General features: G+C 73.8%; 21 protein-coding genes and 1 tRNA gene. 15 read left to right on the top strand and 7 right to left on the bottom strand.

Features of this window, described 5'->3' with window-relative positions:
* The first annotated feature begins 20 nt into the window (after positions 1-20).
* From ACZ53K_RS31410 to ACZ53K_RS31420, 3 genes are all read left to right on the top strand, one after another.
* On the top strand, positions 21-1,067 hold the full coding sequence (locus ACZ53K_RS31410) for an oxidoreductase (RefSeq protein WP_468843230.1): 1,047 nt from the start codon (positions 21-23) through the stop codon (positions 1,065-1,067).
* A 279-nt stretch (positions 1,068-1,346) separates the two neighbouring features.
* Complete coding sequence (locus ACZ53K_RS31415; protein ID WP_468843233.1) at positions 1,347-3,503, top strand: FUSC family protein; 2,157 nt, start codon at positions 1,347-1,349, stop codon at positions 3,501-3,503.
* Between the two features lie 229 nt (positions 3,504-3,732).
* Entirely contained in the window at positions 3,733-3,951 is a 219-nt protein-coding gene (locus ACZ53K_RS31420; RefSeq protein WP_468843235.1) for a hypothetical protein, read from the top strand.
* Positions 3,952-4,153: 202 nt separating this feature from the next.
* Here the strand turns inward: ACZ53K_RS31420 and ACZ53K_RS31425 are convergent, their stop codons facing one another.
* From ACZ53K_RS31425 to ACZ53K_RS31435, 3 genes are all read right to left on the bottom strand, one after another.
* Positions 4,154-6,616: a Tex family protein gene (locus tag ACZ53K_RS31425; RefSeq protein WP_468843237.1), complete on the bottom strand. Its 2,463-nt coding sequence runs from the start codon at positions 6,614-6,616 to the stop codon at positions 4,154-4,156.
* Between the two features lie 142 nt (positions 6,617-6,758).
* The gene (locus ACZ53K_RS31430; RefSeq protein WP_468843239.1) at positions 6,759-7,496 is read right to left on the bottom strand and encodes an SAM-dependent methyltransferase; all 738 of its coding nucleotides are present in this window, start codon (positions 7,494-7,496) and stop codon (positions 6,759-6,761) included.
* Between the two features lie 144 nt (positions 7,497-7,640).
* The gene (locus tag ACZ53K_RS31435) at positions 7,641-8,513 is read right to left on the bottom strand and encodes an SCO6745 family protein (RefSeq protein WP_468843242.1); all 873 of its coding nucleotides are present in this window, start codon (positions 8,511-8,513) and stop codon (positions 7,641-7,643) included.
* Positions 8,514-8,654: 141 nt separating this feature from the next.
* Between ACZ53K_RS31435 and ACZ53K_RS31440 the strand changes: the two genes are divergently transcribed.
* Complete coding sequence (locus ACZ53K_RS31440; RefSeq protein ID WP_468843244.1) at positions 8,655-9,623, top strand: GlxA family transcriptional regulator; 969 nt, start codon at positions 8,655-8,657, stop codon at positions 9,621-9,623.
* 108 nt (positions 9,624-9,731) lie between these two features.
* Positions 9,732-10,370, top strand: coding sequence for a DJ-1/PfpI family protein (locus tag ACZ53K_RS31445; protein WP_468843247.1), 639 nt, complete (start codon positions 9,732-9,734; stop codon positions 10,368-10,370).
* 9 nt (positions 10,371-10,379) lie between these two features.
* Here the strand turns inward: ACZ53K_RS31445 and ACZ53K_RS31450 are convergent, their stop codons facing one another.
* Positions 10,380-12,473 (bottom strand): hypothetical protein, encoded by a 2,094-nt coding sequence (locus tag ACZ53K_RS31450; RefSeq protein ID WP_468843249.1) that lies wholly within the window; start codon positions 12,471-12,473, stop codon positions 10,380-10,382.
* A gap of 138 nt (positions 12,474-12,611) precedes the next feature.
* On the opposite strand from ACZ53K_RS31450, the gene ACZ53K_RS31455 reads away from it, so the two are divergent.
* Positions 12,612-13,007: a hypothetical protein gene (locus tag ACZ53K_RS31455; RefSeq protein WP_468843251.1), complete on the top strand. Its 396-nt coding sequence runs from the start codon at positions 12,612-12,614 to the stop codon at positions 13,005-13,007.
* 21 nt (positions 13,008-13,028) lie between these two features.
* On the opposite strand, the gene ACZ53K_RS31460 is transcribed toward ACZ53K_RS31455, so the two are convergent.
* Positions 13,029-13,781: an enoyl-CoA hydratase/isomerase family protein gene (locus tag ACZ53K_RS31460; protein WP_468843254.1), complete on the bottom strand. Its 753-nt coding sequence runs from the start codon at positions 13,779-13,781 to the stop codon at positions 13,029-13,031.
* Positions 13,782-13,836: 55 nt separating this feature from the next.
* Here ACZ53K_RS31460 and ACZ53K_RS31465 point away from each other — a divergent pair, with 55 nt between their 5' ends.
* The 4 genes from ACZ53K_RS31465 (at position 13,837) to ACZ53K_RS31480 (ending at position 17,045) form a co-directional block, all read left to right on the top strand.
* Positions 13,837-15,489: an ABC-F family ATP-binding cassette domain-containing protein gene (locus ACZ53K_RS31465; protein WP_468843256.1), complete on the top strand. Its 1,653-nt coding sequence runs from the start codon at positions 13,837-13,839 to the stop codon at positions 15,487-15,489.
* 60 nt (positions 15,490-15,549) lie between these two features.
* A tRNA-Met gene (locus ACZ53K_RS31470) sits at positions 15,550-15,623 on the top strand.
* Positions 15,624-15,738: 115 nt separating this feature from the next.
* A complete protein-coding gene (locus tag ACZ53K_RS31475; protein ID WP_468843259.1) occupies positions 15,739-16,407 on the top strand; it encodes an HdeD family acid-resistance protein in 669 nt (222 codons plus the stop codon).
* A 131-nt stretch (positions 16,408-16,538) separates the two neighbouring features.
* Entirely contained in the window at positions 16,539-17,045 is a 507-nt protein-coding gene (locus tag ACZ53K_RS31480) for an ATP-binding protein (RefSeq protein ID WP_468843261.1), read from the top strand.
* Here the strand turns inward: ACZ53K_RS31480 and idi are convergent.
* Positions 17,020-17,631, bottom strand: coding sequence for an isopentenyl-diphosphate Delta-isomerase (idi, locus tag ACZ53K_RS31485; RefSeq protein WP_468843264.1), 612 nt, complete (start codon positions 17,629-17,631; stop codon positions 17,020-17,022). The two genes, ACZ53K_RS31480 and idi, sit on opposite strands and share 26 nt — an antisense overlap.
* A 164-nt stretch (positions 17,632-17,795) precedes the next feature.
* A complete protein-coding gene (locus ACZ53K_RS31490) occupies positions 17,796-18,743 on the bottom strand; it encodes a cation diffusion facilitator family transporter (protein WP_468843266.1) in 948 nt (315 codons plus the stop codon).
* Between the two features lie 571 nt (positions 18,744-19,314).
* On the opposite strand from ACZ53K_RS31490, the gene ACZ53K_RS31495 reads away from it, so the two are divergent.
* From ACZ53K_RS31495 to ACZ53K_RS31515, 5 genes are read left to right on the top strand one after another with little or no spacing between them, the layout of a single operon-like run.
* On the top strand, positions 19,315-21,138 hold the full coding sequence (locus ACZ53K_RS31495) for a DUF5941 domain-containing protein (RefSeq protein WP_468843306.1): 1,824 nt from the start codon (positions 19,315-19,317) through the stop codon (positions 21,136-21,138).
* Entirely contained in the window at positions 21,135-21,872 is a 738-nt protein-coding gene (locus ACZ53K_RS31500; protein ID WP_468843268.1) for a phosphocholine cytidylyltransferase family protein, read from the top strand. Before ACZ53K_RS31495 ends, ACZ53K_RS31500 begins: the two co-directional genes overlap by 4 nt.
* Complete coding sequence (locus tag ACZ53K_RS31505) at positions 21,860-22,921, top strand: iron-containing alcohol dehydrogenase family protein (RefSeq protein ID WP_468843270.1); 1,062 nt, start codon at positions 21,860-21,862, stop codon at positions 22,919-22,921. The genes ACZ53K_RS31500 and ACZ53K_RS31505 overlap by 13 nt, the downstream gene beginning before the upstream one ends.
* Complete coding sequence (locus tag ACZ53K_RS31510; RefSeq protein WP_468843272.1) at positions 22,899-23,678, top strand: CDP-alcohol phosphatidyltransferase family protein; 780 nt, start codon at positions 22,899-22,901, stop codon at positions 23,676-23,678. The genes ACZ53K_RS31505 and ACZ53K_RS31510 overlap by 23 nt, the downstream gene beginning before the upstream one ends.
* A 41-nt stretch (positions 23,679-23,719) precedes the next feature.
* Positions 23,720-24,565 (top strand): glycosyltransferase family 2 protein, encoded by an 846-nt coding sequence (locus ACZ53K_RS31515; RefSeq protein ID WP_468843308.1) that lies wholly within the window; start codon positions 23,720-23,722, stop codon positions 24,563-24,565.
* Positions 24,566-24,603: the final 38 nt, after the last annotated feature.

The raw sequence follows: 24,603 nt of genomic DNA on the forward strand, positions 1-24,603 counted from the left end.
TGCGTGGGGATACTCAGGACATGTCTGCGCACTACGCGACTTTCGGACTGGCGCCCGCGACGCGCGCCGGAGCGGTACTGTCGAACGGCGCGTACGAAGCCCACCGGGACTTCTGGGACTTCATCGTCGACGGCAGACCGCTCCTGCTGCGCCTGGCCGACCTCGACGCGGTCTCCCCGCTCGCCGCCGACCTCGGCCCGTCCCTGTTCACCGCGCACGTGCGCCGGCTGCTCCTGGAGGAGGACGCCCCGCTCGCCGGCGGACGCTACGTCCTCTACGGCTGCCCGGAGTGCGAGGGGCTGGAGTGCGGCGCGGTCACCGCCGTCATCGAGCGGGACGGCGTGGACGTCGTCTGGCGGGACTTCGCCTGGCAGACGGGACAGACCGCGGACCTGCGGCGGGACGGCTATCCGGGCATCGGCCCGTTCCGCTTCCACGGCGCCCGGTACCGCGCCGCACTGGAACACCTGCTGTCCGACGCCGGGCCGGAGCGCGGCGCGGCGGCCTCCCGGCGGGTCCTGCTGGTCGGCCAGCGGGTCGCGCTGCCGGCCCGGCTGGCCGCGGCGCTGCGCGGCATCGGCATCGGCGCGGAGATCACCCGGGACGCGGCGGGCGCCTCACCGGACGAGTTACGGTCCTACGGAGCGGTGGCCTTCGGCAGCGCGGTGGGCGAGGCGGAGCGGGCCGCCGTGCGGGCCGCGTTCGCGGCGGCGGGCTCCTCGGCGGTGTTCGTGGACCTGCCGGTGCCGGTCGTGCCGCTGCTCGTCGCCCGCATCGAACAGGCCCTGGACCGCTGTCCGCAGGACCAGCGCCGGCTGCTGCGGCTGGCCGCGGTCCGCGGCCAGGTCACGGTCGAGACCGCGGTGCCGTGCCGGATCGGCATCACCGCGTACCGCGTGGACCGCCTCTCGCGGACGCGGACGGTCGAGCTGTTCGCGGGACAAGTCGAAGCGGGTACGCACCGGTTGGCGGTGGACGCGCGGGCGATGAAGGGGGCCGCGCACGTCGTGGCCCGGACGAGCGGGAGCGTGCTGGTCGCGGCGGTGGCGGCGGCCGCGGGGGAGTAGGCGGGGCGGGACGGGCCGCCGGACGGCAGGCGTTCGGTACGGCTGAATGTGATCTTGACATCCCGGTAACCCGCACGTCCCGGTGCGTACAAACAGGACCGTAAGCTGGATGTCAGCACCGTCGGCCGATGACGCCCCTCGGACACCCGCACCCGTCCCGGGCACTCCCTGTGCCCTTCCCTCCCCTGTGTCCAGCCCTTTGCCGGGCAGTACGTCCCGCTTCGTACGGGTACGTACCCATAAGCCCGCCCCGCCGTCATCCGCCGTACAAGGAGGCCCATGCCCCGCGCTCCGCGCGCCGTGCCCACCTGGCTCGCCCACCCCCTGCGCTGGCAGCGGCTGCCCGTCCCCTGGGCCGCCGTGATCCGCGGCGCGCTGTGCGCGGGCCCGCTGCTCGCCGCGGGCGTGGCCACCGGCCACCCGGCGGCCGGAGTGCTGGCCGGCCTAGGCTCCATGCTCGCGGGCGTCAACGACCGCCCCGGCACCCGCCGCCGCGGCATCGTGCACATCGGCCTGCCCGCCCTCGCGTCGGCGCTCGGCATGCTGGCCGGCGCCACGCTGCAGACGGTCGGCGCGGGCTGGTGGGTGGTCCCCGCGCTGTTCGCCGTGGGCTTCGTCTCGGGCGCGGGCAGCGTCGCCGGACCGGTGCGGTCCAACGCGGGCATGCAGATGCTGGCCAGCACCATCCTCGGCGCGGGCATGCCGCTGTCCGGCGCCCCGTGGCTCAAGGCCCTCTACCTCCTGGCCGGCTGCCTGTGGCTGCTCCTGCTGCGCCTGGTCTTCCACCCGCCGCGCCCGGCGGGCGGCCCGCTGAGCGGCGAGCGGGCGGCCGTCGCCACCGTCTTCGACGCGCTCGCGGACGCGCTGGAAGCCGTCGGCGGACCCGGCGCCGAAGCGGCCCGCCGACGCCTCACCGCCGCCCTCGACCGCGCCGACGAGGCCCTGCGGCTGCGCCGTCTGCTGCGCCGCCGCCCCCGGGCGGACGAACGGCTGCTGGCCGAGCGGCTGGCCGCCGGCACCGCGCTGTGCGAGGCCAGTGTCGCGCTGCTGTGGGAGGCCCAGCCGCTGCCGAACCGGGTCGCCGAGGGCCCGCGCTGCTTCGCCGAAGCGCTGCGCACCGGCCGAGCGCCGGGCCGGCTCGCCGCGCCGGAGACCAGCTCCCCGGCACGGGGCGCGTTCGACCGCGCGCTCCTGGACGCCGCGGTGGTCTTCGACCGTACGGAACCGCTGGACGCCGCCGGGGCCGAGGGCGGACCGGCGGCGATCTCCGGGGCCGTACCCGCTCGTACGGAGACGGAGACGGAGACAGGGACAGGGACAGGGACAGGGCCGGCGGATGAGGTGCGCGGAGCCCCTGGGCCCGCCGCGGAGCCCGCGGCCGGAACCGCCCCGGAAACCGGGCCGGACCCACAGCGGCAGGAACCCCGGCGCCCGCGCCCATCCGTCCTCAACCGGATGATCGCGCTGGTCAGTCCCCGAACCAGTCCCCGACCCGGCTCCCGGCGCGGCCGGAGCACCCTCGGTCCGGCCGGCCGTGACTACGGCCTGCGGGTCGGCCTGTGCATCGCCGTCAGCGCGGCGGCGGCCCTCGCCCTGCGCGCCGAGCACTGGTACTGGCTGCCCGCCACCGTCACCTTCCTGGTCAAGCCCGATCTCGGCCCGCTCTTCTCGCGTACGGTCAACCGCTTCGCCGGCACCGTCGCCGGCGTCCTGGTCTTCGCGGCGGCGGGGGCGCTGCTGGACGGCTGGTGGTGGCCCGCGCTCATCGCCGCTGCGGGCGGCGCGCTGCTGCCGTTCGCCACCCGCCACTTCGCGCTGCAGACCGTCGCGATCACTCTGATGGTGCTGTCGTTCGTGCACGTCAGCGGTGATCCGCAGGCCGCGCTGGAGCGGATCGTGGACACCTCGGCCGCGTGCGGCATCGTGCTCGTTGTCGGCCACCTGCCGCGGCTGGCCGACCCGCGCCGCCGTGTCGGCCACCGGGTCACCGCCGCGCTGCGCGCCACCGGCGGATATCTGGGCGAGGTGCTCAAGGCCGAGCCGGGGCACGACCGGGGCGAGCGGCTGGTGCTGCGCCGGGAGGCCTACCGGGCGCTGGGCGAGGCCCGCGCGGCGGCCGAGACCGCGGCCGCCGAACTCGTCGCGGCGCGTGGCCGCAACCCCGACTGGCTCACGGTCGTCACCGCCGCCGAGCGCATCGTCGACGCGGCGACTGCCTGTGCCGTCCGGCTCGACCACGGCGCCCGCCGCCCCACGGAGCAGGAGGCGCGCCGGCTGTCCGAGGCGCTCACCGCGATGGCGGACGCGCTGGAGGACCCGGGCCGGCCGGGGCCGCCCGCGCTGGCGGCGCAGATCCCGCCCGTACCGGGCTGCGCGACGCTCACGGACGTGGCCGCCGAGCTGGAGCGGATGCGGGGCTTCGCCGGCGCGGTTTGAAGCGGCCGCCGGGACCGCGCCGGCCACGCGCGCCCGGTCTGAAGCCGTCCGCGGCGGGTAGGCGTGCCGTCGACGGGCGCCGGTGCGGCTGCCGCCGGCCGCCACCCGCTTGGCACGCCGGGCAGGACGACGGCGCTGGGCCGGTGCGGTACTGGAGGAGCCGCGCGGCACCGCCGCGGCGCCAGCTATCCACCGATTCCAGCGTGAGCCGGGAGCCAGCATGGGTGACATGTCGAAGAACCGCCCCGAACGGGAGCGCAGGGCACAGCGAGCGGCGCAGGAGAGCGCCCCCGCCGCCCCGGACCGGAGCGCCGGGGAGGCCGCTGGCATCGGGGAGAGTTACGTATCGCAGGAGGACGGCCGCTGGGTCAGCCACGTGGGGCACCCGGGGACCGGGAAGCACCGCAAGGGGCCCGGCCCGGTGGCGCGCGAGGACGCGGCCGAGTGACCTGAGAGCCTGTCTTTGAACCCCCGCCTGCGCCCCGACGCCCGGCACGCACTCCCCCGAGCTCTTCGAGCAGGGGGGACCCCCATCGCACGCACCGACCGCCGCTGCGCTTGCCCTTCGGGCGGACGACGGGGGTTCAAAGACAGGCTCTGACCGCCCGTGCGGCCGGGACCGGTTCGGGCCGGTCCCGGCCGTCGTGGGGTCAGCGTCCGCCGCGTTCCTTGCCCAGCAGACCCGCGCGGCGCAGCGCGTCGGCCATGGCGCCGTTCGCCGGGGCCGCGTCCCGCTGGCCGCCGCGGCGCTCGTTGCCGCCCTGGCGCTGCCGCGGCGTGCCGCCGCGCCGCTGCTGGCCGTCCCGGTCGCCGCGGCCTTCCCGGTCGCCGCGCCGGCCGTCGCGCGGGGCGCCCGCGCGCTGTCCGCCGTCGGCCGCGCCGCCGCCCTTGCCGGGCTCGTCGTCGAGGCGCAGCGTCAGCGAGATCCGCTTGCGCGGGATGTCGACGTCCAGCACCTTCACCCGCACGATGTCGCCGGGCTTGACCACGTCGCGCGGGTCCTTGACGAAGGTCTTCGACATGGCGGAGACGTGTACCAGACCGTCCTGGTGGACGCCGATGTCGACGAACGCGCCGAAGGCGGCGACGTTGGTGACCACGCCCTCCAGGAGCATCCCGGACTGCAGATCGCCGATCTTCTCCACGCCCTCCTTGAAGGTGGCCGTCTTGAAGACCGGGCGCGGGTCGCGGCCCGGCTTCTCCAGCTCCTGGAGGATGTCGGTGACGGTCGGCAGGCCGAAGGAGTCGTCGACGAAGTCGGCCGGCTTCAGCGAGCGCAGCACCGCGGTGTTGCCGATCAGCGAGGAGACCTCGCCGCCCGCCGTCTTCACCATCCGGCGCACCACCGGGTATGCCTCCGGGTGCACGCTGGACGCGTCGAGCGGGTCCTCGCCGTCGCGGATGCGCAGGAAGCCCGCGCACTGCTCGTACGCCTTCGGGCCGAGCCGCGCCACGTCCTTGAGGGTCTTGCGGGCGCGGAACGGGCCGTTGGCGTCGCGGTGCGCGACGATGTTCTCGGCCAGCCCGGAGCTGATGCCGGACACCCGCGACAGCAGCGGCGCGGACGCGGTGTTGACGTCCACGCCGACACCGTTCACACAGTCCTCGACCACCGCGTCCAGCGACCGCGACAGCTTCACCTCGGACAGGTCGTGCTGGTACTGGCCGACCCCGATCGACTTGGGGTCGATCTTGACCAGTTCGGCCAGCGGGTCCTGGAGGCGGCGCGCGATCGAGACCGCGCCGCGCAGCGACACGTCCAGCTCCGGCAGCTCCTGCGAGGCGAACGCGGAGGCGGAGTACACCGAGGCGCCCGCCTCGGAGACCATCACCTTGGTCAGCTTCAGCTCCGGCTGCGCCGCGATCAGGTCGGCGGCCAGCTTGTCCGTCTCGCGGGAGGCGGTGCCGTTGCCGATCGCGATCAGCTCGACGTCGTGCTCACGGGCCAGCCGCGCCAGTGTGGCCAGCGACTGGTCCCACTTCTGCTGCGGCACGTGCGGGTAGATGGTCTCCGTGGCCGCCACCTTGCCGGTCGCGTCCACGACGGCGACCTTCACGCCCGTACGGAAGCCGGGGTCCAGGCCCATCGTGGCGCGGGTGCCGGCGGGCGCCGCGAGCAGCAGGTCGCGCAGGTTGGACGCGAAGACCCGTACCGCCTCGTCCTCGGCGGCCTGCCGCAGCCGCAGCCGCAGGTCGATGCCGAGGTGGACCAGGACGCGGGTGCGCCAGGCCCAGCGGACGGTGTCCTTGAGCCACTTGTCGGCCGGCCGGCCGCGGTCGGCGATGCCGAACTTGTGGGCGATGGACTGCTCGTACGACGTGGTGCCCTCGACCGGCTCGGTCTCCGGCTCCAGCGCGAGGTCGAGGACCTCCTCCTTCTCGCCGCGCAGCATCGCCAGGACGCGGTGCGACGGCAGCGCGGTGAACGGCTCCGCGAAGTCGAAGTAATCGGCGAACTTCGCGCCCGGCCCCTCTTTGCTGTCGCCTTTGCCCTCCCGCACCCTTGCGGCGATCTGGCCCCGCGTCCACATCCGCTCGCGCAGCTCGCCGATCAGGTCGGCGTCCTCGCTGAACCGTTCGGTCAGGATGGCCCGCGCGCCTTCCAGCGCGGCAGCCGGGTCGGCGACGCCCTTGTCCGCGTCCACGAACGCCGCGGCGGCGGCGTCCGGCGCCACCGAGGGGTCATTCAGCAGGCCGTCCGCGAGCGGCTCCAGACCCGCCTCGCGCGCGATCTGCGCCTTGGTGCGCCGCTTGGGCTTGTACGGCAGGTAGATGTCCTCCAGGCGGGCCTTGGACTCCGCGCCCCGGATCTGCGCCTCCAGCGCGGCGTCCAGCTTGCCCTGCGACCGGACGGACTCCAGGATCGCGGTACGCCGCTCCTCCAGCTCCCGCAGATAGCGCAGCCGCTCCTCCAACGCGCGCAGCTGCGCGTCGTCGAGCATCTCGGTCGCTTCCTTGCGGTATCGGGCGATGAAGGGCACGGTCGAGCCGCCGTCGAGCAGGTCGACCGCGGCCTTCACCTGCCGCTCCCTGACGCCGAGCTCGTCGGCGATCCTCGCTTCGATGGATCCGATGGTCCCGGACGCCCCGTTGGCCTCGGTGGATGCCGTCACGTTGATTCCTGCCCCGCCTTCCAGCGCTTGCTTGAGCCTGCATTGTGCAGGTTGCCGGGCCGCACTGTCGCGTGACCCGGCCCGCCGCGGCCAGGTGTGAGAAGCCGCACGCGTCCGCACGGGGCACCGGCGGTACAGGCTCTCAGCCGTCGGTCCGGCGCAGCACCAGGCTGATGAATCCCCAGCTGTCCCGGTAGTCGCGCAGCCACTCCGTACGGTGGGCGTCGGCCACCGCGAGCGCCTCGGTGCGGTCGGGGCCGGCGGGGCGGTCCAGTGCCCACGAGGCCAGCGATCCGGTCCAGGACCACTCGTAATCGTCCAGTTCCCGGCGGGTGCTGACATGCCCGTATACGGGGGTCCAGCCGTCGGCGGCGACGCGTTCCAGGGTGGTCGGCAGGTCGGCGAAGTCCCCGAGCATGCCGACGGCTTCCCTGGACGGCGTACGCTCCCAGAACCCGTCACCGACCAGGACCCGCCCGTCCGGGGCCAAGTGTCCCCGCGCCGCGGCCAGGGTGGACAGCAGACCGCCGAAGGCGTGTGCGGCCCCGACGCTGAGCACCAGGCCGAAGGGGTCGGGGGAGCGGAAGCCGGCGGCGTCCTCGTGGTGCAGGACGAGACGGTCCCCGACGCCCTGCGAGGCGGCGGCCGTACGGGCGTGCGCCAGGGACTCCGCGCTCACGTCGACGCCCTCGGCCCGCAGCCGCGGATGCCGGTCCAGCGCGCGCAGCAGCCACTCGCCGCCCCCGCAGCCGAGGTCGAGTACGCGCTCGTCGCCGTGCGGCAGGGCGTGTTCCAGCAACTGCCGCACCGAGTCGTCGTCGAGCGGTGCCGCGATGGGGTGGCCGGTGTGGGCGATACGGGAGATCCGTTGACGGTCCATCGGCGCAGCCTGGCAGCGACGGCCCGTCCCGCGCACCTGAATTCCCGTGCGCGGGACGCCTCGCGGGCGTAGGGCAGGGCCGCTCAACTGCCCTGCCGTTCCCGCGAGTCGGGTCGCTGTCATGTGTGTACGCCGGCCGGTGGCTCAGCGCTTGCCGAACAGCTCCTTGGGGAACGCCCCCGCAGCCATCGCGGTCTGGACGAAGCCGGTGGCCAGCTCGGTGAGCCGGGCCACGTCCGCCGCGCCCAGGTGCTCGTACGGCGCCAGGTCCAGCCGGTCCGTCGTGTCCTCCAGGTCCGCGCGCAGCTCGGCGCCCGCCTCGGTCAGGGCGCCCGCCTCGTCCAGGATGCCGCGCTCGCGCAGCCCCTCCTCGGCGGCCTGCCACTCCTCCAGCGACCAGCCGCGGGTCGCCAGGATCCACGAGGGGTCCGCGCCGCGGTCGGTGGCGGTGTGGGTGACCAGCGCCTCCAGGCCGTTCAGACCGGCGTGCAGCAGCGCCACGAGGTGGCCGTCGCCGCGGTGCTCGCGCAGCAGCGTCGCCGCGTGCCAGTAGGCCAGGTGCGGGGCCTCGGGCACCGGCAGGTCGGCGTGCGCGGAGTACAGCGGCCGGGCGTGCCGGGTGCAGGCCTCGGCGGCGCGCAGCGCCAGCCGGGCCGCCTCGGCCATCTCCGGCGACTCCACGGCACTGTCGCCGAGCAGCCGCCGCAGGGTGCTGTCGACCGCCCGCAGCCGCGCGGCCAGCACCTCTTCGGGCGGGACGACGGACCACACCTGCGGTATGTGCCGGGCGACCAGGTCGTGCTTGAAGTTGTAGAAGGCCGCGGTGACGGTGCCGGGGCCCACCGCGCCCATGGCCGCCGCGCGGCTCGCGAAATAGGCGGCGCCGCGGTCCTCGACGCCGATCGCGGCGAGCTCGGCGGGGAGGTCGGGGGAGAAGTAGACGGTCGAGTGCAGCGGGTTGACGACGTTGTGACAACGCCGGCCGGCGCGCTCGGGGAGCGAGGTCGTGGTGGTCATGACCGCAGGTTACCGACCCGTTGGTATGGAGGGGAGGGCAGGCCCGCCCTCCGTTTCCGCGCGGACGGTCACGGCCGATGGCCGTAAAAGTGGGTTTTTCGTCATTGCCGCCATCGCCGCACCCCGACCAGGATGGTCGCCATGGAACAGCGCGACGTGCTGGTCGTCCTCTTCGAGGGCGTACAGAGCCTCGATGTCACCGGCCCCCTGGAGGTCTTCCACCAGGCTGACCGGCGGGTGCCCGGCGCGTATCCGGTCCGTACCGCATCGCTCGACGGCGCCCCGGTCCGTACGACCAGCGGGCTGGCCCTCACACCCGACCTCGCGCTGCCCGACGCCACGCCGCCGCACACCCTCCTCGTGCCCGGCGGACGGGGAACCCGCGCTCCCGACCCCCGCCTGGTCGACTGGCTGCGGCCGCACGCGCCGCACGCCCGGCGCAAGGTGGCCGTGTGCACCGGAGCGTTCCTGCTCGCCGCCGCCGGACTGCTCGACGGGCGCCGGGCGACCACCCACTGGACCCGGTGCGACGCGCTCGCCGCGCAGTTCCCGGCCGTACGGGTCGATCCGGAGCCGATCTACGTACGGGACGGCGACGTGGCCACCTCGGCCGGGGTGACGGCGGGCATCGACCTGGCGCTGGCCCTGGTGGAGGAGGACCACGGCCGTGACGTGGCCCTGGCCGTCGCCCGCCACCTGGTCGTCTTCCTGCGCCGGCCCGGCAACCAGACCCAGTTCAGCGCCCAGCTCGCCGCCCAGACCGCGGACCGGCGCCCGCTGCGCGACGTCCAGCAGTGGATCACCGAGAACCCGGCGGCCGACCTGTCCGTCGACACCCTCGCAGGCCGCGCGGGCCTGTCGCCCCGGCACTTCGCCCGCGCCTTCCGCGCCGAGGTCGGCATGACGCCGGGACGCTATGTCGACCGGATACGGCTGGAAGCCGCCCGGCGCCTCCTGGAGGACACCGCCGACGGCATCGAGGGCATCTCCCGCCGCTGCGGCTACGGCACCCCGGAGGCGATGCGCCGCGCCTTCCTGCGCACGCTGGGCGCCGCGCCGGCCGAATACCGCCGCCGCTTCCGGCCCGTGGCCCCGCCGCCGTTCCCCTGACGACCCGTCCGCTCCGGTTCCCGCACCCTGCCCCACACCGCACTTCCCGCTCCGCCACGCAGCCGCGCACCTCATCCCACCGAGCACCCACCACCGAAAGGTTTCGCCATGCAGATCGCCGTCCTCCTGTACGACCGCATCACCGCCCTGGACGCCATCGGCCCGTACGAGACCCTCAGCCGCGTCCCGGGCGCCGAGACCGTCTTCGTCGCCGGGCGCACCGGAGAGCACCGCACCGGCTGCGGCTCCCTCGCGCTGACCGCCGACGCCGTGCTGTCCGAGGTCACCGCGCCCGACGTGCTCGTGGTACCCGGCGGCCGCGGCCATGCCGCGCTCATGGACGACGGGCCGCTGCACGACTGGCTGCGCGCCGTGGACACCCGCACCACCTGGACGACCTCCGTCTGCACCGGCTCGCTGCTCCTCGCCGCCGCCGGGCTCCTCAAGGGCCGCCGTGCCACCTCGCACTGGCTCGCGCTGGACCGGCTCCCGTCCTACGGCGCCGAACCGACCGGCGAGCGCGTCGTCTTCGACGGCAAGTACGTGACCGCCGCAGGCGTGTCCTCCGGCATCGACATGGGCCTGGCGCTGGCGGGCCGGATCGCCGGCGACACGTGCGCGCAGGCCATCCAGCTCGGCATCGAGTACGACCCGCAGCCGCCGTACGACGCGGGCTCGCCGGAGAAGGCCCCGGCCGGGGCCGTCGCGGAGATGCGGGCCCGGAGCCGGTCCGTCCTGGAGGGATGACACCGGCTCTCACGTCGCCTCCGGCCCGCCGCCGCCCTCCAGCTCCTCCTGCCACAGCAGCTCCGTCAACCGCCCGATGCCCGCGGCCAGATGGCGCCGGTACGTCGTCATCGGCAGGCGCAGCAGCTCCGCGGCACGCGCCTGGGTACCGGCCGGGCGCAGATACGTGTGGTGCAGCGCCCGGAAGGCCCGCCGGTCCCGCGGCGACGCCTCCAGCGCTGCCGCCGCCGCGCGGACCGCCTCCCGCAGGGCCGCCACCCGCCCCTGCGGTGCCGCCCCGTCCGCGGTGTCCGCCGCGCACCGCCCGGCCACCAGCCGCGTCTCCAGCAGGGGTGAGTCCCGCAGCCCGTCCGGCCGCGCCAGCTCACGCAGCGCATCCCGTACGGCCGCCGCGAACGCGTCCTGGTCCAGTACCCGCAAGGGGTTCGAGGAGACCGGCGGGGCCACAGCGAACGGGTCCTCGGCCCGTTCCCGCTCGGTCAGCATCGCCAGCCACGCCAGCCCCGGCACCCGCCGCCAGTCGTGCGTGAACATCCCGAACCGGCGCCCGGCGACCGTGAAATCGGCCTCCGGAAGCCGGGCGAAGTCCACATACGCACAGCCCGGCTCCCAGAACTCCGGGTCCGCGAACGGCAGCAGCGTCACGGCGGGCTGGCGGCCGGTGAGGTAGTGGTGGGTCAGCCGCAGCGTGATCAGGGTCTGCACGGGGGAGACGGCCTGGTACTCGTCGCGGCTCATCCAGAAGCGGACCAGCAACGCCGTCTCGCCCTCGCGCAGTTCACCGTGCGCGGCCAGCCAGCCGCAGGCGGCCCGTACCGCCGGATCGTCCGGCGCGCCCGGCGGGGGAGCCCCGCCCAGCTCGATCAGTGTGTAGAACCCCGCCGCCACTCCGTCCGGACCGCGCACGGTGTACGTCTCGGCCTCCGGGCGCCCCGACCAGTCGTGCACCAGCCGCGCCGCCTCGATGCCCTCGTGGATCGCGGCGATCGTGCACGCCTCCACCAGCTCGCCGCCGGAGACCGGCCCCGGCGACACGGTCAGCCGGTCCAGCCGGGCTGCGCCCGCCGCGCCGCGCGCCACCGGCTCCAGCAGCGGCCCGACGACCGGGCTGTCCCGGTGCAGGTACGCGAAGTCCGCGAGCACCGCCCGCTGCCGCGCCCGGTCGTCCGTCCGGGTGAACAGCCGCTGGTAGTACGCGCTCGCCCGGCGGTGCAGCACCGCCCTGCGCTCCGGGTCCCGCCAGCGCAGCTCCGCGCCCAGCGCGTCCCGCACCAGGTCGTGCGGGTGCACCCCGCGGACGCCGCTCTCCACGGCGGACAGGCCGCACAGCCAGTCGAAGTACGGCCGGGCGTCGGCCACTTCGAGCAGCGCGGCCAGCAGTGGCTCGGTCGTCGACAGCACCTGCGCCGACGCCTCCAGCGCGGCCCGGTGCAGCGGCGTGGGCACCGCTTCGAGCAGGCTGGCCAGCAGCGCCCGTACGACCTGCGGCGACGGCTCGGGCCCGGCCGCCTCGCCGCCGAGCGCGGCGACGTCCGCCACCAGTGCGAGCGCCAGCGGATACCCGCGGGTGAAGGCCAGCCCCTGCTCCTGCACGGCGGGCGGCACACCGCGCCGGGTGAGCAGCTCCCGGCTGTCCGCTTCGTCCAGCGGGCCGAGCGGCAGCAGATGCAGCAGCCCCTGCCAGGCCGGGTCCAGGCGCCAGGACAGTGGCGGCGCCGTCCGGCAGGCCAGCGCGACCAGCGCGTCGCCGGGCAGCCGGGGCAGCAGCTCGCGGTGCAGCGTCTCGCGCGCCACCCGGGGGTCGTCGAGGCCGTCGATGAGCAGCACCAGGTCCGGCCGGTCCGGGATGCGCTCCGCCAGTTCCTCTTCGTAGGAGCGCACCCCGGGTGCCTCCAGCCGTACGGCGGGCCGCCCGGCGCGCCTGGCGAGCTGCGCGAAGTGGTGCAGCAGGGTCGTCTTGCCGATCCCGCCGGGACCGTGCACGTACACCACGGCGCCGTGTCCGGCGGCCAGCAGCGCGCGGAAGGCCGCGGCCTCACCGCGGCGGCCGACGAAGCCCTCTTCGCGCGCCGTCGCGAGCCGGTCGCCCAACCGGTCGGTCACCCGTCAAGTATGTCGCCGAGGTGGTCGGAACGGACCCTCATCGGACAGGAATCGGATACCCGGCGGGCTGCTGTCCGGCCGGCCGCCGCCCCTAGCTTCCTGGGTGTCGGTCCATCGACGACACAGGGGGCGAAGAAGATGAACCGCAGGATCACCACCGTCATGGGCGTCGCGTTCGCCGCCGCCTCGGCCGCCGGACTGGCCCTGTCGGCCGCGGGGCCGGCCGCCGCCTCGCAGTTCTACGGCGGGACGCTGCACCCGGGGGAGCAGCGTTGCGTCCAGCAGTCCGCCGCGCACATGGTGCGCGCGGACGGCAAGGCGACCGGGCAGGGGGCCAAGTTCAAGCTCCAGTACCAGGGCGCGACCGTCCCGGGCACCGGCTCGCCCGGCCTGGTCACCGCGTACGGCGCGGAGCTGCGCGATACCTGGGCCGGCTGGCCGGGCGCGGGCGACTACACCGCCTGCGCCACCAACAACGGCACGGCCGACACGAACGTGCGTCTGACGCTGAAGACGGACGGCGAGGTGGGATGACCCGTCTCCCCGTGGCCCGTATCACCGCGCCGTCCAGGTGAAACGCGGCGTCCGGCGTTCGAGGAAAGCGGCGACACCCTCCGCGGTGTCGCCGCTTTCAGCTGCCGCGGCCTCCCAGTGGGCCACCCGCTCCGCGCCGGCCGGACCGTCCGCGAACTCCTTCGCCGCGGCCTGCGTCAGCTGCGACCGGCCCGCCAGTACGGCGGTGAACGCCGCCACCCGCTTGTCCAGCTCCCCCTCGGGCAGCACCTCGTCCAGCAGCCCGGTCCGCAGCGCCCGCGCGCAGTCGATCAACTCGCCGGAGAACAGCAGGTACTTGGCGGCCGACGGGCCCACCAGGCGCACCAGCCGCTGCGTGGCGGAGGCCGGGTAGACGATCCCCAGCTTCGCGGGCGTCACCCCGAACAGCGCGCCGTCCTCCGCGAACCGCAGGTCGCACGCCGCCGCCAGCTGGCAGCCGCCGCCCACGCAGTACCCGCGTACCGCCGCCAGCGACGGCTTCGGGAACGCCGCGAGCGCCTCCTCGGCAGCCGTCGCCAGCCCCTTCTCCGCCCCCGCCGACCCGCGCAGCGACCCGATGTCCGCACCGGCGCAGAAGGTGTCGCCCGCACCGGTCAGCACCAGGACCCGTACGGCGGGGTCCGCGGCCAGCCGCTCCAGCAGCGGCGGCAGGTCCCGCCACATCCCCGTCGTCATGGCGTTGCGCTTGGCGGGGTTGCTGAGGACGACGGTCGCTGTGCCGTCGCTGACGCGTGTGACGATGCCGGGTTCCATGCCCCGGATATTAGGACGACCGTTCCCCGGCGGTACGGATACGATCAGCGGTCTGATGTCTGCCACCGCCGCCACCCTCGTCGCCAAGTCCCTCGCCGCCGGCCACGGCGAGCGCGTCCTGTTCTCCGGTCTCGACCTGGTGGTCGCGCCCGGGGACGTCATCGGCCTGGTCGGCGCCAACGGCGCCGGCAAGTCGACCCTGCTGCGCCTGCTGGCCGGGCTGGACACCCCGGAGGAGGGCGGGCTGACCCTCAGCCCGCCCACCGCCACCGTCGGCCACCTCCCGCAGGAGCCCGACCGCAGGCCGGGAGAGTCCGTACGCGCCTTCCTGGGCCGCCGCACCGGTGTCACGGCGGCCCAGGCCGCCCTGGACGCCGCCACCGAGGCCCTGGTCGAGGAACGGCCCGGCGCCGACGACGCGTACGCCGCCGCCCTGGAGCGCTGGCTCTCGCTCGGCGCCGCCGACCTCGACGAACGCGCCGAGGAGACGGCCGGCAGGCTCGGCCTCGCCGTCGGCCTCGACCAGCCGATGACGTCCCTGTCCGGCGGCCAGGCCGCCCGCGCCTCCCTCGCCTCGCTGCTGCTCTCCCGGTATGACGTCTTCCTGCTGGACGAGCCCACCAACGACCTCGACCTGGACGGCCTGGCCCGGCTGGAGGAGTTCGTCACCGGCCTGCGCGCCGGCACGGTCCTGGTCAGCCACGACCGCGAGTTCCTGACCCGCACGGTCAGCCGCGTCGTCGAACTGGACCTCGCGCAGCAGCAGGTCAACACCTACGGCGGCGGCTACGCCGGGTACCTGGAGGAACGCGAGCGGGCCCGGCGCCACGCCCGCGAGGACTACGAGGAGTACGCGGACACCAGGGCGGCCCTCGAAGCGCGCGTCCACACCCAGCGCAACTGGATGGAGAAGGGCGTCAAGAACGCCCGGCGCAAGGCCACCGACAGCGACAAGATCGGCCGCAAGTTCCGCGCGGAGTCCACCGAGAAGCAGGCCGCCAAGGCCAAGCAGACCCAGCGCATGATCGACCGCCTGGAGGTGGTCGAGGAGCCGCGCAAGGAGTGGGAACTGCGCATGGAGATCGCCGCCGCGCCCCGCGCGGGCGCGGTCGTGGCCACCCTGCGCGGCGCCGAGGTCCGGCGCGGGGACTTCCGCTTCGGCCCGGTGGACCTCCAGATCGACTGGGCCGACCGGGTCGCCGTCACCGGCCCGAACGGCTCCGGCAAGTCCACCCTGCTCGCCGCCCTGCTGGGCCGGCTGCCGCTGGACGCCGGCCACGCCGCTCTGGGCCCCGGCGTCGTCGTCGGCGAGGTCGACCAGGCCCGCGGTGCCTTCCTCGGCGACGAGCCGCTGGCGGACGCCTTCCGCGCCGCCGTACCGGATCTGTCCCCGGCCGACGTCCGGACCCTGCTGGCCAAGTTCGGCCTCAAGGCGGCCCACGTGCTGCGGCCCGCCTCGACGCTCTCCCCGGGCGAGCGGACCCGTGCCGCCCTCGCCCTCCTCCAGGGCCGTGGCGTCAATCTCCTGGTTCTGGACGAGCCCACCAACCACCTCGACCTGCCGGCGATCGAACAGCTGGAGTCCGCGCTCGCCTCGTACCAGGGCACGCTGCTGCTGGTGACGCACGACCGGCGGATGCTGGAGGCGGTGCACACGGACCGGCGTATCGAGGTCGAGGCCGGGCGCATCACGGAGCGCGTGCTCTGACGGTGTCCCGCCCGGCGATTTGGCGTGTGGCCCGGCACCCCGTAGTGTTGGCACAACCGACGCGGGGTGGAGCAGCTCGGTAGCTCGCTGGGCTCATAACCCAGAGGTCGCAGGTTCAAATCCTGTCCCCGCTACTTCCGCAGCAGGCCCGGTGTTCCTCGTGAGCACCGGGCCTGCTGTCGTGCGTGCGCTGCCGTCCGGCCCCGAAAGAGGTATACCGGGACAAAGGCGTCCGTGAGGAGGGCCGTGATGCTCGGCAGAAGCAGATCCTCGAAGTCCCCGGCGGGAACGGCGCCACCGGGGACGCAGGCGGCGGGCGAGCTGAAACGCAGCTTCGGCCTGCTGGCGGTGCTCGGGGCGATCCTGGTGGTCGCCGGTCTGGTGGGTCTCGTGTACGTGGGATTCGCGACCCTCACCTCGATGCTGCTCTTCGGGTGGCTGCTGCTGATCGGCGGCGTGGTGGGGCTGCTGCACGCCATCCAGTCGCGCGGTTCCAATTTCTTCTGGCTCGCGGTGATCGTGGCGGCCCTGAACATCGCCGCGGGGGTGGTCGTGATCCGGCAGCCGGAGGTGGCCGCGGCGGGGCTGACGATGTTCGCGGCGCTGCTCTTCCTGACCGGCGGCGTGTTCCGGCTCGTCGGCGGGGCGGTCGTCCGGGGACCGCAGTTCGGCTGGACGCTGGTGCAGGGGGCATTCGGCGTCCTGCTGGGCGTGCTGGTGCTCGGCGACTGGCCGCACAGCAGCCGGTACGTGATCGGCTGCTTCTTCTCCCTGGCCCTGCTCTTCGACGGGCTCGGTCTGATCGCGATGGGGATCGGGGGCCGGCGGATCGTCGGTATGGTGACCGGCGGGCAGGGCCCCGGGGCCGGCTCACCGGCCGCCACCGGTCACCCACCGGCCTCGTCCGGCAATCTTTGAACAGAAAACAAAAGGGTCAGGGCCGGTCGAAGGACCGATCACCGATTGCGGAATCGGTCAGAAAGCGTCGATAGAAGCTGACTTGTGTTCAGCGGGTCGGTACGGACCAGCTCACCACCAACACTCGGAGGGTGAGGACGCCTTCCGGCCCCCCGGCCGAACCCCCCGAGGAGCTGACCGCCGCGCGCGCGTACGAAGGAGTCTGGCGCTTCACCGCACCGGCACTGGAGTCATCGGTGCCCCAGGCGCGGCACGCGGTCCGGGACCTGCTCGCCCGGCAGCACGTACCCGCCGCCGGCGAGATCCTGGACGCCCTGCTGCTGATCGTCTCCGAACTGGTCACCAACGCCGTACAGCACGCCGCGCTGCTCTCCCCGGAGATCACCGTCGAGACCACGGTCGGCGACGACTGGGTCCGGGTCGCCGTGGAGGACGGCCATCCCTACCGCCCCAAGGCCGTCGAGGCGGACGAGGGCGACGTCGGCGGGCGCGGCCTGTGGCTGGTCAAGATGCTCACGACCGAGGCGGGCGGCAAATGCGACGTCGAGCACACGGCGAGCGGCGGCAAGGCGGTCTGGGCCGAACTGCCGCTCGCCCCGCTGACGGGCGGGCCTACCAGCCCGCCGTCGGCCCTGTGAGCTCCCGCACGGCGGGCCGGGCCGCGTCCAGCACGGTCATGAACCACGCCGAGAACGGCACCCGCTCATGCCGCTCCGCCAGCTCCTGCGGCGTCACGAACGCGACCTCGCCGACCTCCTCCGGATCCGGCTCCGGCGCGGCCTGCACCAGCCCCACGAACAGGTGGTTGTACTCCTGCTCGACCAGCCCGGACTCCGGGTCCGGGTGGTTGTAGCGGACCGTACCGGCTTCGCCGAGCAGCGCCGGGGCGACACCCAGCTCCTCGGCGGTGCGCCGCGCCGCGGCGGCGAACGGGGTCTCACCGGGGTACGGGTGACCGCAGCAGGTGTTCGACCAGACGCCGGGGGAGTGGTACTTGCCCAGCGCCCGGCGCTGGATCAGCAGCCGCCCCCGGTCGTCGAAGAGGAAGACCGAGAACGCCCGGTGCAGCAGGCCGGGAGGCTGGTGGGCGGTGAGCTTCTCCTCGGTGCCGATCGTCGTGCCGTCCTCGTCGACAAGCTCCAGCAAGATCGGTTCGGCGGTGCCGCCCGGTGGGTTCACCGCCGTGGTCCCGGCGGTCTGTCCATTGGCAGGTGTGATCGGCATGCCCATCCTTGTCGTCGGTCTCCTCGCCGCTCAAGTCTGCCCTAGGGGCCGCCGTCACACTCCCCGCTGCCCTTCCGGCGGCCCAGGTGAGAGTGTCGGCAGGGGCCCGGCCGTGGGACGGCAGGGCCCGGCGGCCGTGACGGCCGGGCCTCGCCACGCCCGTGTCATGGGCACAGTTGTGCCTCGTGCGCCGCGTGACCGCCCGGCTCCAGCTGGAAGGTGCAGTGCCCGACGTCGAAGTGGCCGGCCAGGCAGCCGCGCAGGGCGTGCAGCAGTTTCTCGTGCCCCACGGCGTCCAGCGTGTCCGGCGCGACGGTCACATGGGCCGAGAGCACCGGCATCCCGGACGTGATCGTCCAGGCGTGCAGATCGTGGACGTCCTCGACGCCCGGCAGTGCCAGCAGATGGGCCCGCACCTCGGTCATGTCCATGCCCTTGGGTGCCGCCTCCAGCAGGATGTCCAGGGACTCGCGGAACAGCTTCCAGGTACGCGGCACGATCATCAGCCCGATCACGACGGACGCGATCGGGTCCGCCGCCGACCAGCCCGTCAGGGTGACCAGCAGCGCCGCCACGACGACCGCCACCGACCCCAGCGCGTCCGCCATCACCTCCAGGAACGCGCCGCGCACATTGAGGCTGTCGCGCTGCCCGCGCATCAGCAGGGCCAGCGAGACCAGGTTCGCCACCAGACCGACGGCGCCGAAGGCCATTGTCGTGCCGCCCTCGATCCCGACCGGTTCGAAGAACCGCGGCACCGCCGTGACCAGCACATACCCGCCGACGCCGAACAGCAGCAGCGCGTTGGCCACCGCCGCGAGGATCTCGGCGCGGGCGAGTCCGAAAGTGCGCTGCGGCGACGGCGGCCGGTTCGCGAAGCGGACCGCGATCAGCGCCATCGTCAGCCCCACCACGTCGGTGGCCATGTGCCCCGCGTCGGCGAGCAGTGCGAGCGAGCCGGTGACCGCACTGCCGATGATCTCGGCGACCATGACGGTCGTGGTCAGCGCCAGCGCGCCGCGCAGCCGGCCGCGGTACGCCGCGGTCGCCGTGCCGCTCCCCGCGCCGCCCGGCGCCGGTCCGCCCGATCCGTGGTCGTGTCCTGCACCCATGCCGTACGCCTCCCGGAAGATGCCGCGCCCGTGCCGTCGGGCCGAAGCCGTCGCTCCCTGCAGTGAACTACGGGCGGGGGGTATGTGGCAACGCGGTGGTGAACACCGTTGTCATGTCGCTGACCTGCGGTGATGTCCGGCGGGGGAGGGGAGCGGAAGGGGGGTGGAGGCGGGGTGACGTCCGCTGGGCGGAGGGCCGTTTTCCGGACACCCGGACTGGCCGCCCGGTACGCGCGGAAGGCCGTGCCCCGACCCGTGACCCGCCCCACACTCCGCCGCGCGGCAATCCGCCCACACGTGACCAGCCGTGTCATAACCGGCGCCGTGCCCGGGCGTCAGTTGTTCCCGGGAGCGTTGATCCACCATGATGATCGCGGCAGGCGCAGCCCGCGGTCACTCGATCGTGCGGTGAATGCGCGGTGAACGGCCGCATCCGGCGATCCGATAGCCTCTGCCGACGTGCCCACCCACCCCTCCGGGGCGCAGGTGTGCCACGCCCGCCGCCCGGGTAGCCCGTATCGAATGCGGACCGACCGGCGCGGCCTCGCCAGCTTCCAAGGAGTGAGTTCGTCTGTCGACCGCCATCCTCACCGGTCCGCCGGTCGCCGGGTCGCCGCTCGAAGCCGGCCTGCGCTCGCTGGGCTTCGACGTCCGTACGGCGGACGGCGCGGCGGCCGTGGCCGACGCGCTCGCCGCGGTCCCGGCCGATGAACGTGTCGCCGTCGTCGACCCCCGTTTCGTGGGCCATCTGCACAGCCTCCGGCTGGCGCTGACCGACCCGCGCTTCCCGGCCGCCGCCGTGCCGGGCGCCGTCACCGCGCAGCCCGAGGCGCGCGCCGCGCTCCGGCGCGCCGCCACCGCGGTCCCCGCCGGACCCGGCACCCGCTACCGCGTGGACGTCCTGCCGGACGCGATCGCCGAGACCATGGAGGCCGAGGACGCCGCGCCGCAGCGCGTCGAGCTGGGCAGCCTGGTCGCGGCCGTGCCGCTGACGCCCGCCGAGCGCGCCACCGCCGAGGAGGCCGTCGCCGCCGTCGACGACGAGGCCGTACGGCTGCGTACCGCCGTCAAGGCCCGCGACGGGTTCTTCACCACCTTCTGCATCAGCCCGTACTCCCGCTACCTCGCCCGCTGGTGCGCGCGCCGCGGCCTGACCCCCAACCAGGTCACCACGGCGTCGCTGCTCACCGCGGTGATCGCGGCGGGCTGCGCGGCCACCGGCAGCCGTGGCGGCTTCATCGCCGCGGGGCTGCTGCTGATCTTCTCGTTCGTCCTGGACTGCACCGACGGGCAGCTCGCCCGCTACTCGCTCCAGTACTCGACGATGGGCGCCTGGCTCGACGCGACCTTCGACCGCGCCAAGGAGTACGCGTACTACGCGGGCCTCGCGCTCGGCGCGGCGCGCGGCGGCGACGACGTCTGGGCGCTGGCTCTGGGTGCCATGGTCCTGCAGACCTGCCGCCATGTCGTCGACTTCTCCTTCAACGAGGCGAACCACGACGCCACCGGCAACACCAGCCCCACCGCGGCACTGTCCGACCGGCTCGACAGCGTCGGCTGGACGGTCTGGGTACGCCGGATGATCGTGCTGCCCATCGGGGAACGCTGGGCCATGATCGCCCTGCTGACCGCCTGCACCACCCCGCGCATCGTCTTCTACGCGCTGCTCGTCGGCTGCGCGCTGGCCGCCTGCTACACCACGGCGGGCCGGGTGCTGCGCTCGCTGACCAGGCGCGCGGTGGGGGTACCCCCAGGCGTCAAGCGCTGGGGGAGTACCGACCGCGCCGCCGGCGCCCTCGCCGACCTGGCCGACTCCGGGCCGCTCGCCGCACTGTCCGCCCGGGGCGGCAGCGGCGGCGCCTTCACCGCCCCCGTCATGGCCTTCCTCGGCACTGCCTGCCTCCTGACCTGGGTGATCTTCCAGGACGCGCCCGTGACCTGGACGACCGTGGTGATCGCGGTCATCTACGCCCTCTTCTCCGGCCAGGCCGTCGCCCGCCCGCTCAAGGGCCCGCTCGACTGGCTGGTGCCGCCGCTGTTCCGGGCGGGCGAGTACGTCGCCATCCTGGTCGTGGCGGCCCGCTCCGACGCCGACCAGGCGCTGCCCGCGGCGTTCGGGCTGGTCGCGGCGGTCGCCTACCATCACTACGACACCGTCTACCGCATCCGGGTCGGCGCGGGGGCCCCGCCGAACTGGCTGGTGCGGGCGGCTGGCGGGCACGAGGGGCGCACGCTGCTCGTTGTCCTCCTCGCGACCCTGCTGCACGGCTCAGGTTTCACAATCGCGCTGACGGTCCTGGCACTGGTCCTGGCGCTGCTGGTGCTCGCGGAGAGCATCCGCTTCTGGGTGTCTTCACAAGCACCCGCCGTACACGATGAAGGAGAACCCGCATGATCGGCCTCGTGCTGGCCGCCGGCGCCGGACGGCGTCTGCGTCCCTATACCGACACCCTGCCCAAGGCACTGGTGCCGGTCGACGGCGACACGACCATCCTGGACCTCACACTCGGCAACTTCGCCGAGATCGGTCTGACCGAGGTCGCGATCATCGTCGGATACCGCAAGGAGGCCGTGTACGAGCGCAAGGCGGCGCTGGAGGCCAAGTACGGCCTCAAGCTCACCCTCATCGACAACGACAAGGCCGAGGAGTGGAACAACGCCTACTCCCTGTGGTGCGGCCGCGACGCGATCAAGCACGACGTGATCCTCGCCAACGGTGACACCGTGCACCCGGTCTCCGTCGAGCGCACGCTGCTCGCCGCCCGCGGCGACGGCAAGAAGATCATCCTCGCGCTGGACACGGTCAAGAACCTGGCCGACGAGGAGATGAAGGTCGTCGTCGACCCCGGCAAGGGCGTCCGGAAGATCACCAAGCTGATGGACCCCGCCGAGGCCACCGGCGAGTACATCGGCGTCACCCTCATCGAGGGCTCGGCCGCCGAGGAGCTCGCGGACGCGCTGAAGACCACCTTCGAGCGCGACCCCGACCTGTACTACGAAGACGGCTACCAGGAGCTGGTCAACCGCGGCTTCACGGTGGACGTCGCGCCGATCGGCGAGGTCGCGTGGGTCGAGATCGACAACCACGACGACCTCGCGAAGGGCCGTGAGATCGCATGCCGGTACTGACCCGCCTGATTCCGTCCCCGGTCGTCGTCGACATCAGCGCCGGCGCACTGGACGACCTGGCGGGCCTGCTGGCCGATCAGCGCATCTCCGCGTCCGGGAAGCTCGCCGTCGCCATCAGCGGCGGCTCGGGCGCCCGGCTGCGGGAGCGGCTGTGCCCCGCGCTGCCCGGCGCCGACTGGTACGAGGTCGGCGGCGGCACGCTGGACGACGCGATCAAGCTCGGCGACGCCATGAAGAAGGGCCACTACGACGCGGTCGTGGGCCTGGGCGGCGGCAAGATCATCGACTGTGCGAAGTACGCGGCGGCCCGCATCGGCCTCCCGCTGGTCGCCGTCGCGACGAACCTGTCGCACGACGGCCTGTGCTCGCCGGTGGCCACCCTCGACAACGATGCGGGCCGCGGCTCCTACGGAGTGCCCAACCCGATCGCCGTGGTGATCGACCTCGACGTCATCCGCGAGGCCCCGGTCCGTTTCGTACGGTCCGGGATCGGCGACGCGATCTCCAACATCTCCGCCGTGGCGGACTGGGAGCTGTCGCACCGCGAGACCGGCGAGAACATCGACGGGCTGGCCGCCGCCATGGCACGCCAGGCCGGCGAGGCCGTGCTGCGCCACCCCGGCGGCGTCGGCGACGACGGCTTCCTCCAGGTGCTGGCCGAGGGCCTGGTCCTCACCGGCATCTCGATGTCGGTGGCCGGCGACAGCCGCCCGGCCTCCGGCGCCTGCCACGAGATCAACCACGCCTTCGACATCCTCTACCCCAAGCGGGCGGCGAGCCACGGCGAACAGTGCGGCCTCGGCGCCGCCTTCGCCACGCACCTGCGCGGCGACAAGGAGACCTGCGCGATGATGATCGAGGTGCTGCGGCGGCACGGCCTGCCGGTGACGCCCGGAGAGATCGGCTTCAGCGACGAGGAGTTCGTCGCGGCCGTCGCCTACGCGCCGCAGACCCGCCCCGGCCGCTACACCATCCTCGAACACCTCGACCTGTCCACCGACCAGATCAGGGACGCATACGCCGACTATGCACAAGCCGTCCGTAGCTGAACTCCGCCCGGTCGTGCACCCCGAGGGTGTCAAGGATCGGCGCAGCGGTGAGCACTGGGCCGGTCGCCTGTACATGCGGGAAATCTCGCTGCGCTGCGACCGGTACCTGGTGAACACCAGGGTCACGCCCAACCAGCTGACCTATGTGATGACCCTCTTCGGCGTCCTCGCGGCCCCGGCTCTGCTGGTGCCGGGGATCTGGGGCGCCGTGCTCGGGGTGCTGATGGTCCAGCTCTACCTGCTGCTCGATTGTGTCGACGGCGAGGTGGCCCGCTGGAAGAAGCAGTTCTCGCTCGGCGGGGTCTACCTGGACCGGGTGGGCGCCTACCTCACCGACGCCGCCGTGCTGGTCGGTTTCGGCCTGCGCGCCGCCGACCTGTGGGGCTCCGGGCGGATCGACTGGCTGTGGGCCTTCCTCGGCACCCTGGCCGCCCTGGGCGCCATCCTGATCAAGGCCGAGACCGACCTGGTCGGTGTCGCCCGGCACCAGGGCGGGCTGCCGCCGGTCAAGGAGTCGGCGTCCGAGCCGCGCTCCTCCGGCATGGCGCTGGCCCGCAAGGCCGCCGCCGCGCTCAAGTTCCACCGGCTGATCCTCGGCATCGAGGCGTCGCTGGTGATCCTGGTCCTGGCGATCGTGGACTCGGCCAGGGGCGACCTGTTCTTCTCGCGGCTCGGTGTCGCGGTCATGGCGGGCATCGCGCTCCTCCAGACGCTGCTGCACCTCGTGTCCATCCTCGTCTCCAGCAGGCTCAAGTGACGGGGGCACGCGTGACGAAGGTCGGCGCTGTCGTCCTGACCATGGGCAACCGCCCCGAGGAGCTGCGGGCGCTGCTCGACTCGGTCGCCAAGCAGCACGGCGACCCGGTCGAGGTGGTGGTCGTCGGCAACGGCTCGCCGCTGCCGACGCTGCCCGAGGGCGTACGGACCGTGGAGCTGCCGGAGAACGTCGGCATCCCCGCCGGGCGCAACGTCGGCATCGAGGCGTTCGGACCGGGCGGCAGCGAGATGGACGTGCTGCTGTTCCTGGACGACGACGGACTGCTGCCCGGCGCGGACACCGCCGAGCTGTGCCGCGAGGCGTTCGCCCGCGACCGGAAGCTGGGCATCATCAGCTTCCGCATCGCGGACCCGGACACCGGCGAGACCCAGCGCCGGCACGTACCGCGGCTGCGCGCCTCCGACCCGATGCGGTCCTCCCGTGTCACCACCTTCCTCGGCGGCGCGAACGCGGTCCGCACCAAGGTCTTCGAGGAGGTCGGCGGGCTGCCCGACGACTTCTTCTACGCCCACGAGGAGACCGATCTGGCCTGGCGTGCCCTGGACGCGGGCTGGATGATCGACTATCGCGCCGACCTGGTGCTGTTCCACCCCACCACGGCGCCCAGCCGGCACGCGGTCTACCACCGTATGGTGGCCCGCAACCGGGTCTGGCTGGCCCGCCGCAACCTTCCGGCCCCGCTGGTTCCGGTCTATCTCGGCGTCTGGTTCCTGCTCACCCTGGCCCGGCGGCCCTCGCGGCCCGCGCTGCGTGCCTGGCTGGGCGGCTTCAAGGAGGGCTGGTCCACACCCTGTGGTCCCAGGCGTCCGATGAAGTGGCGTACCGTGTGGCGCCTGACCCGGCTGGGCCGCCCTCCCGTCATCTGACAAGCTCGTATCTGAGAGCATCAGGCGCGAACCGGGGC

The sequence above is a fragment of the Streptomyces sp. NPDC033221 genome (genome assembly GCF_055577005.1).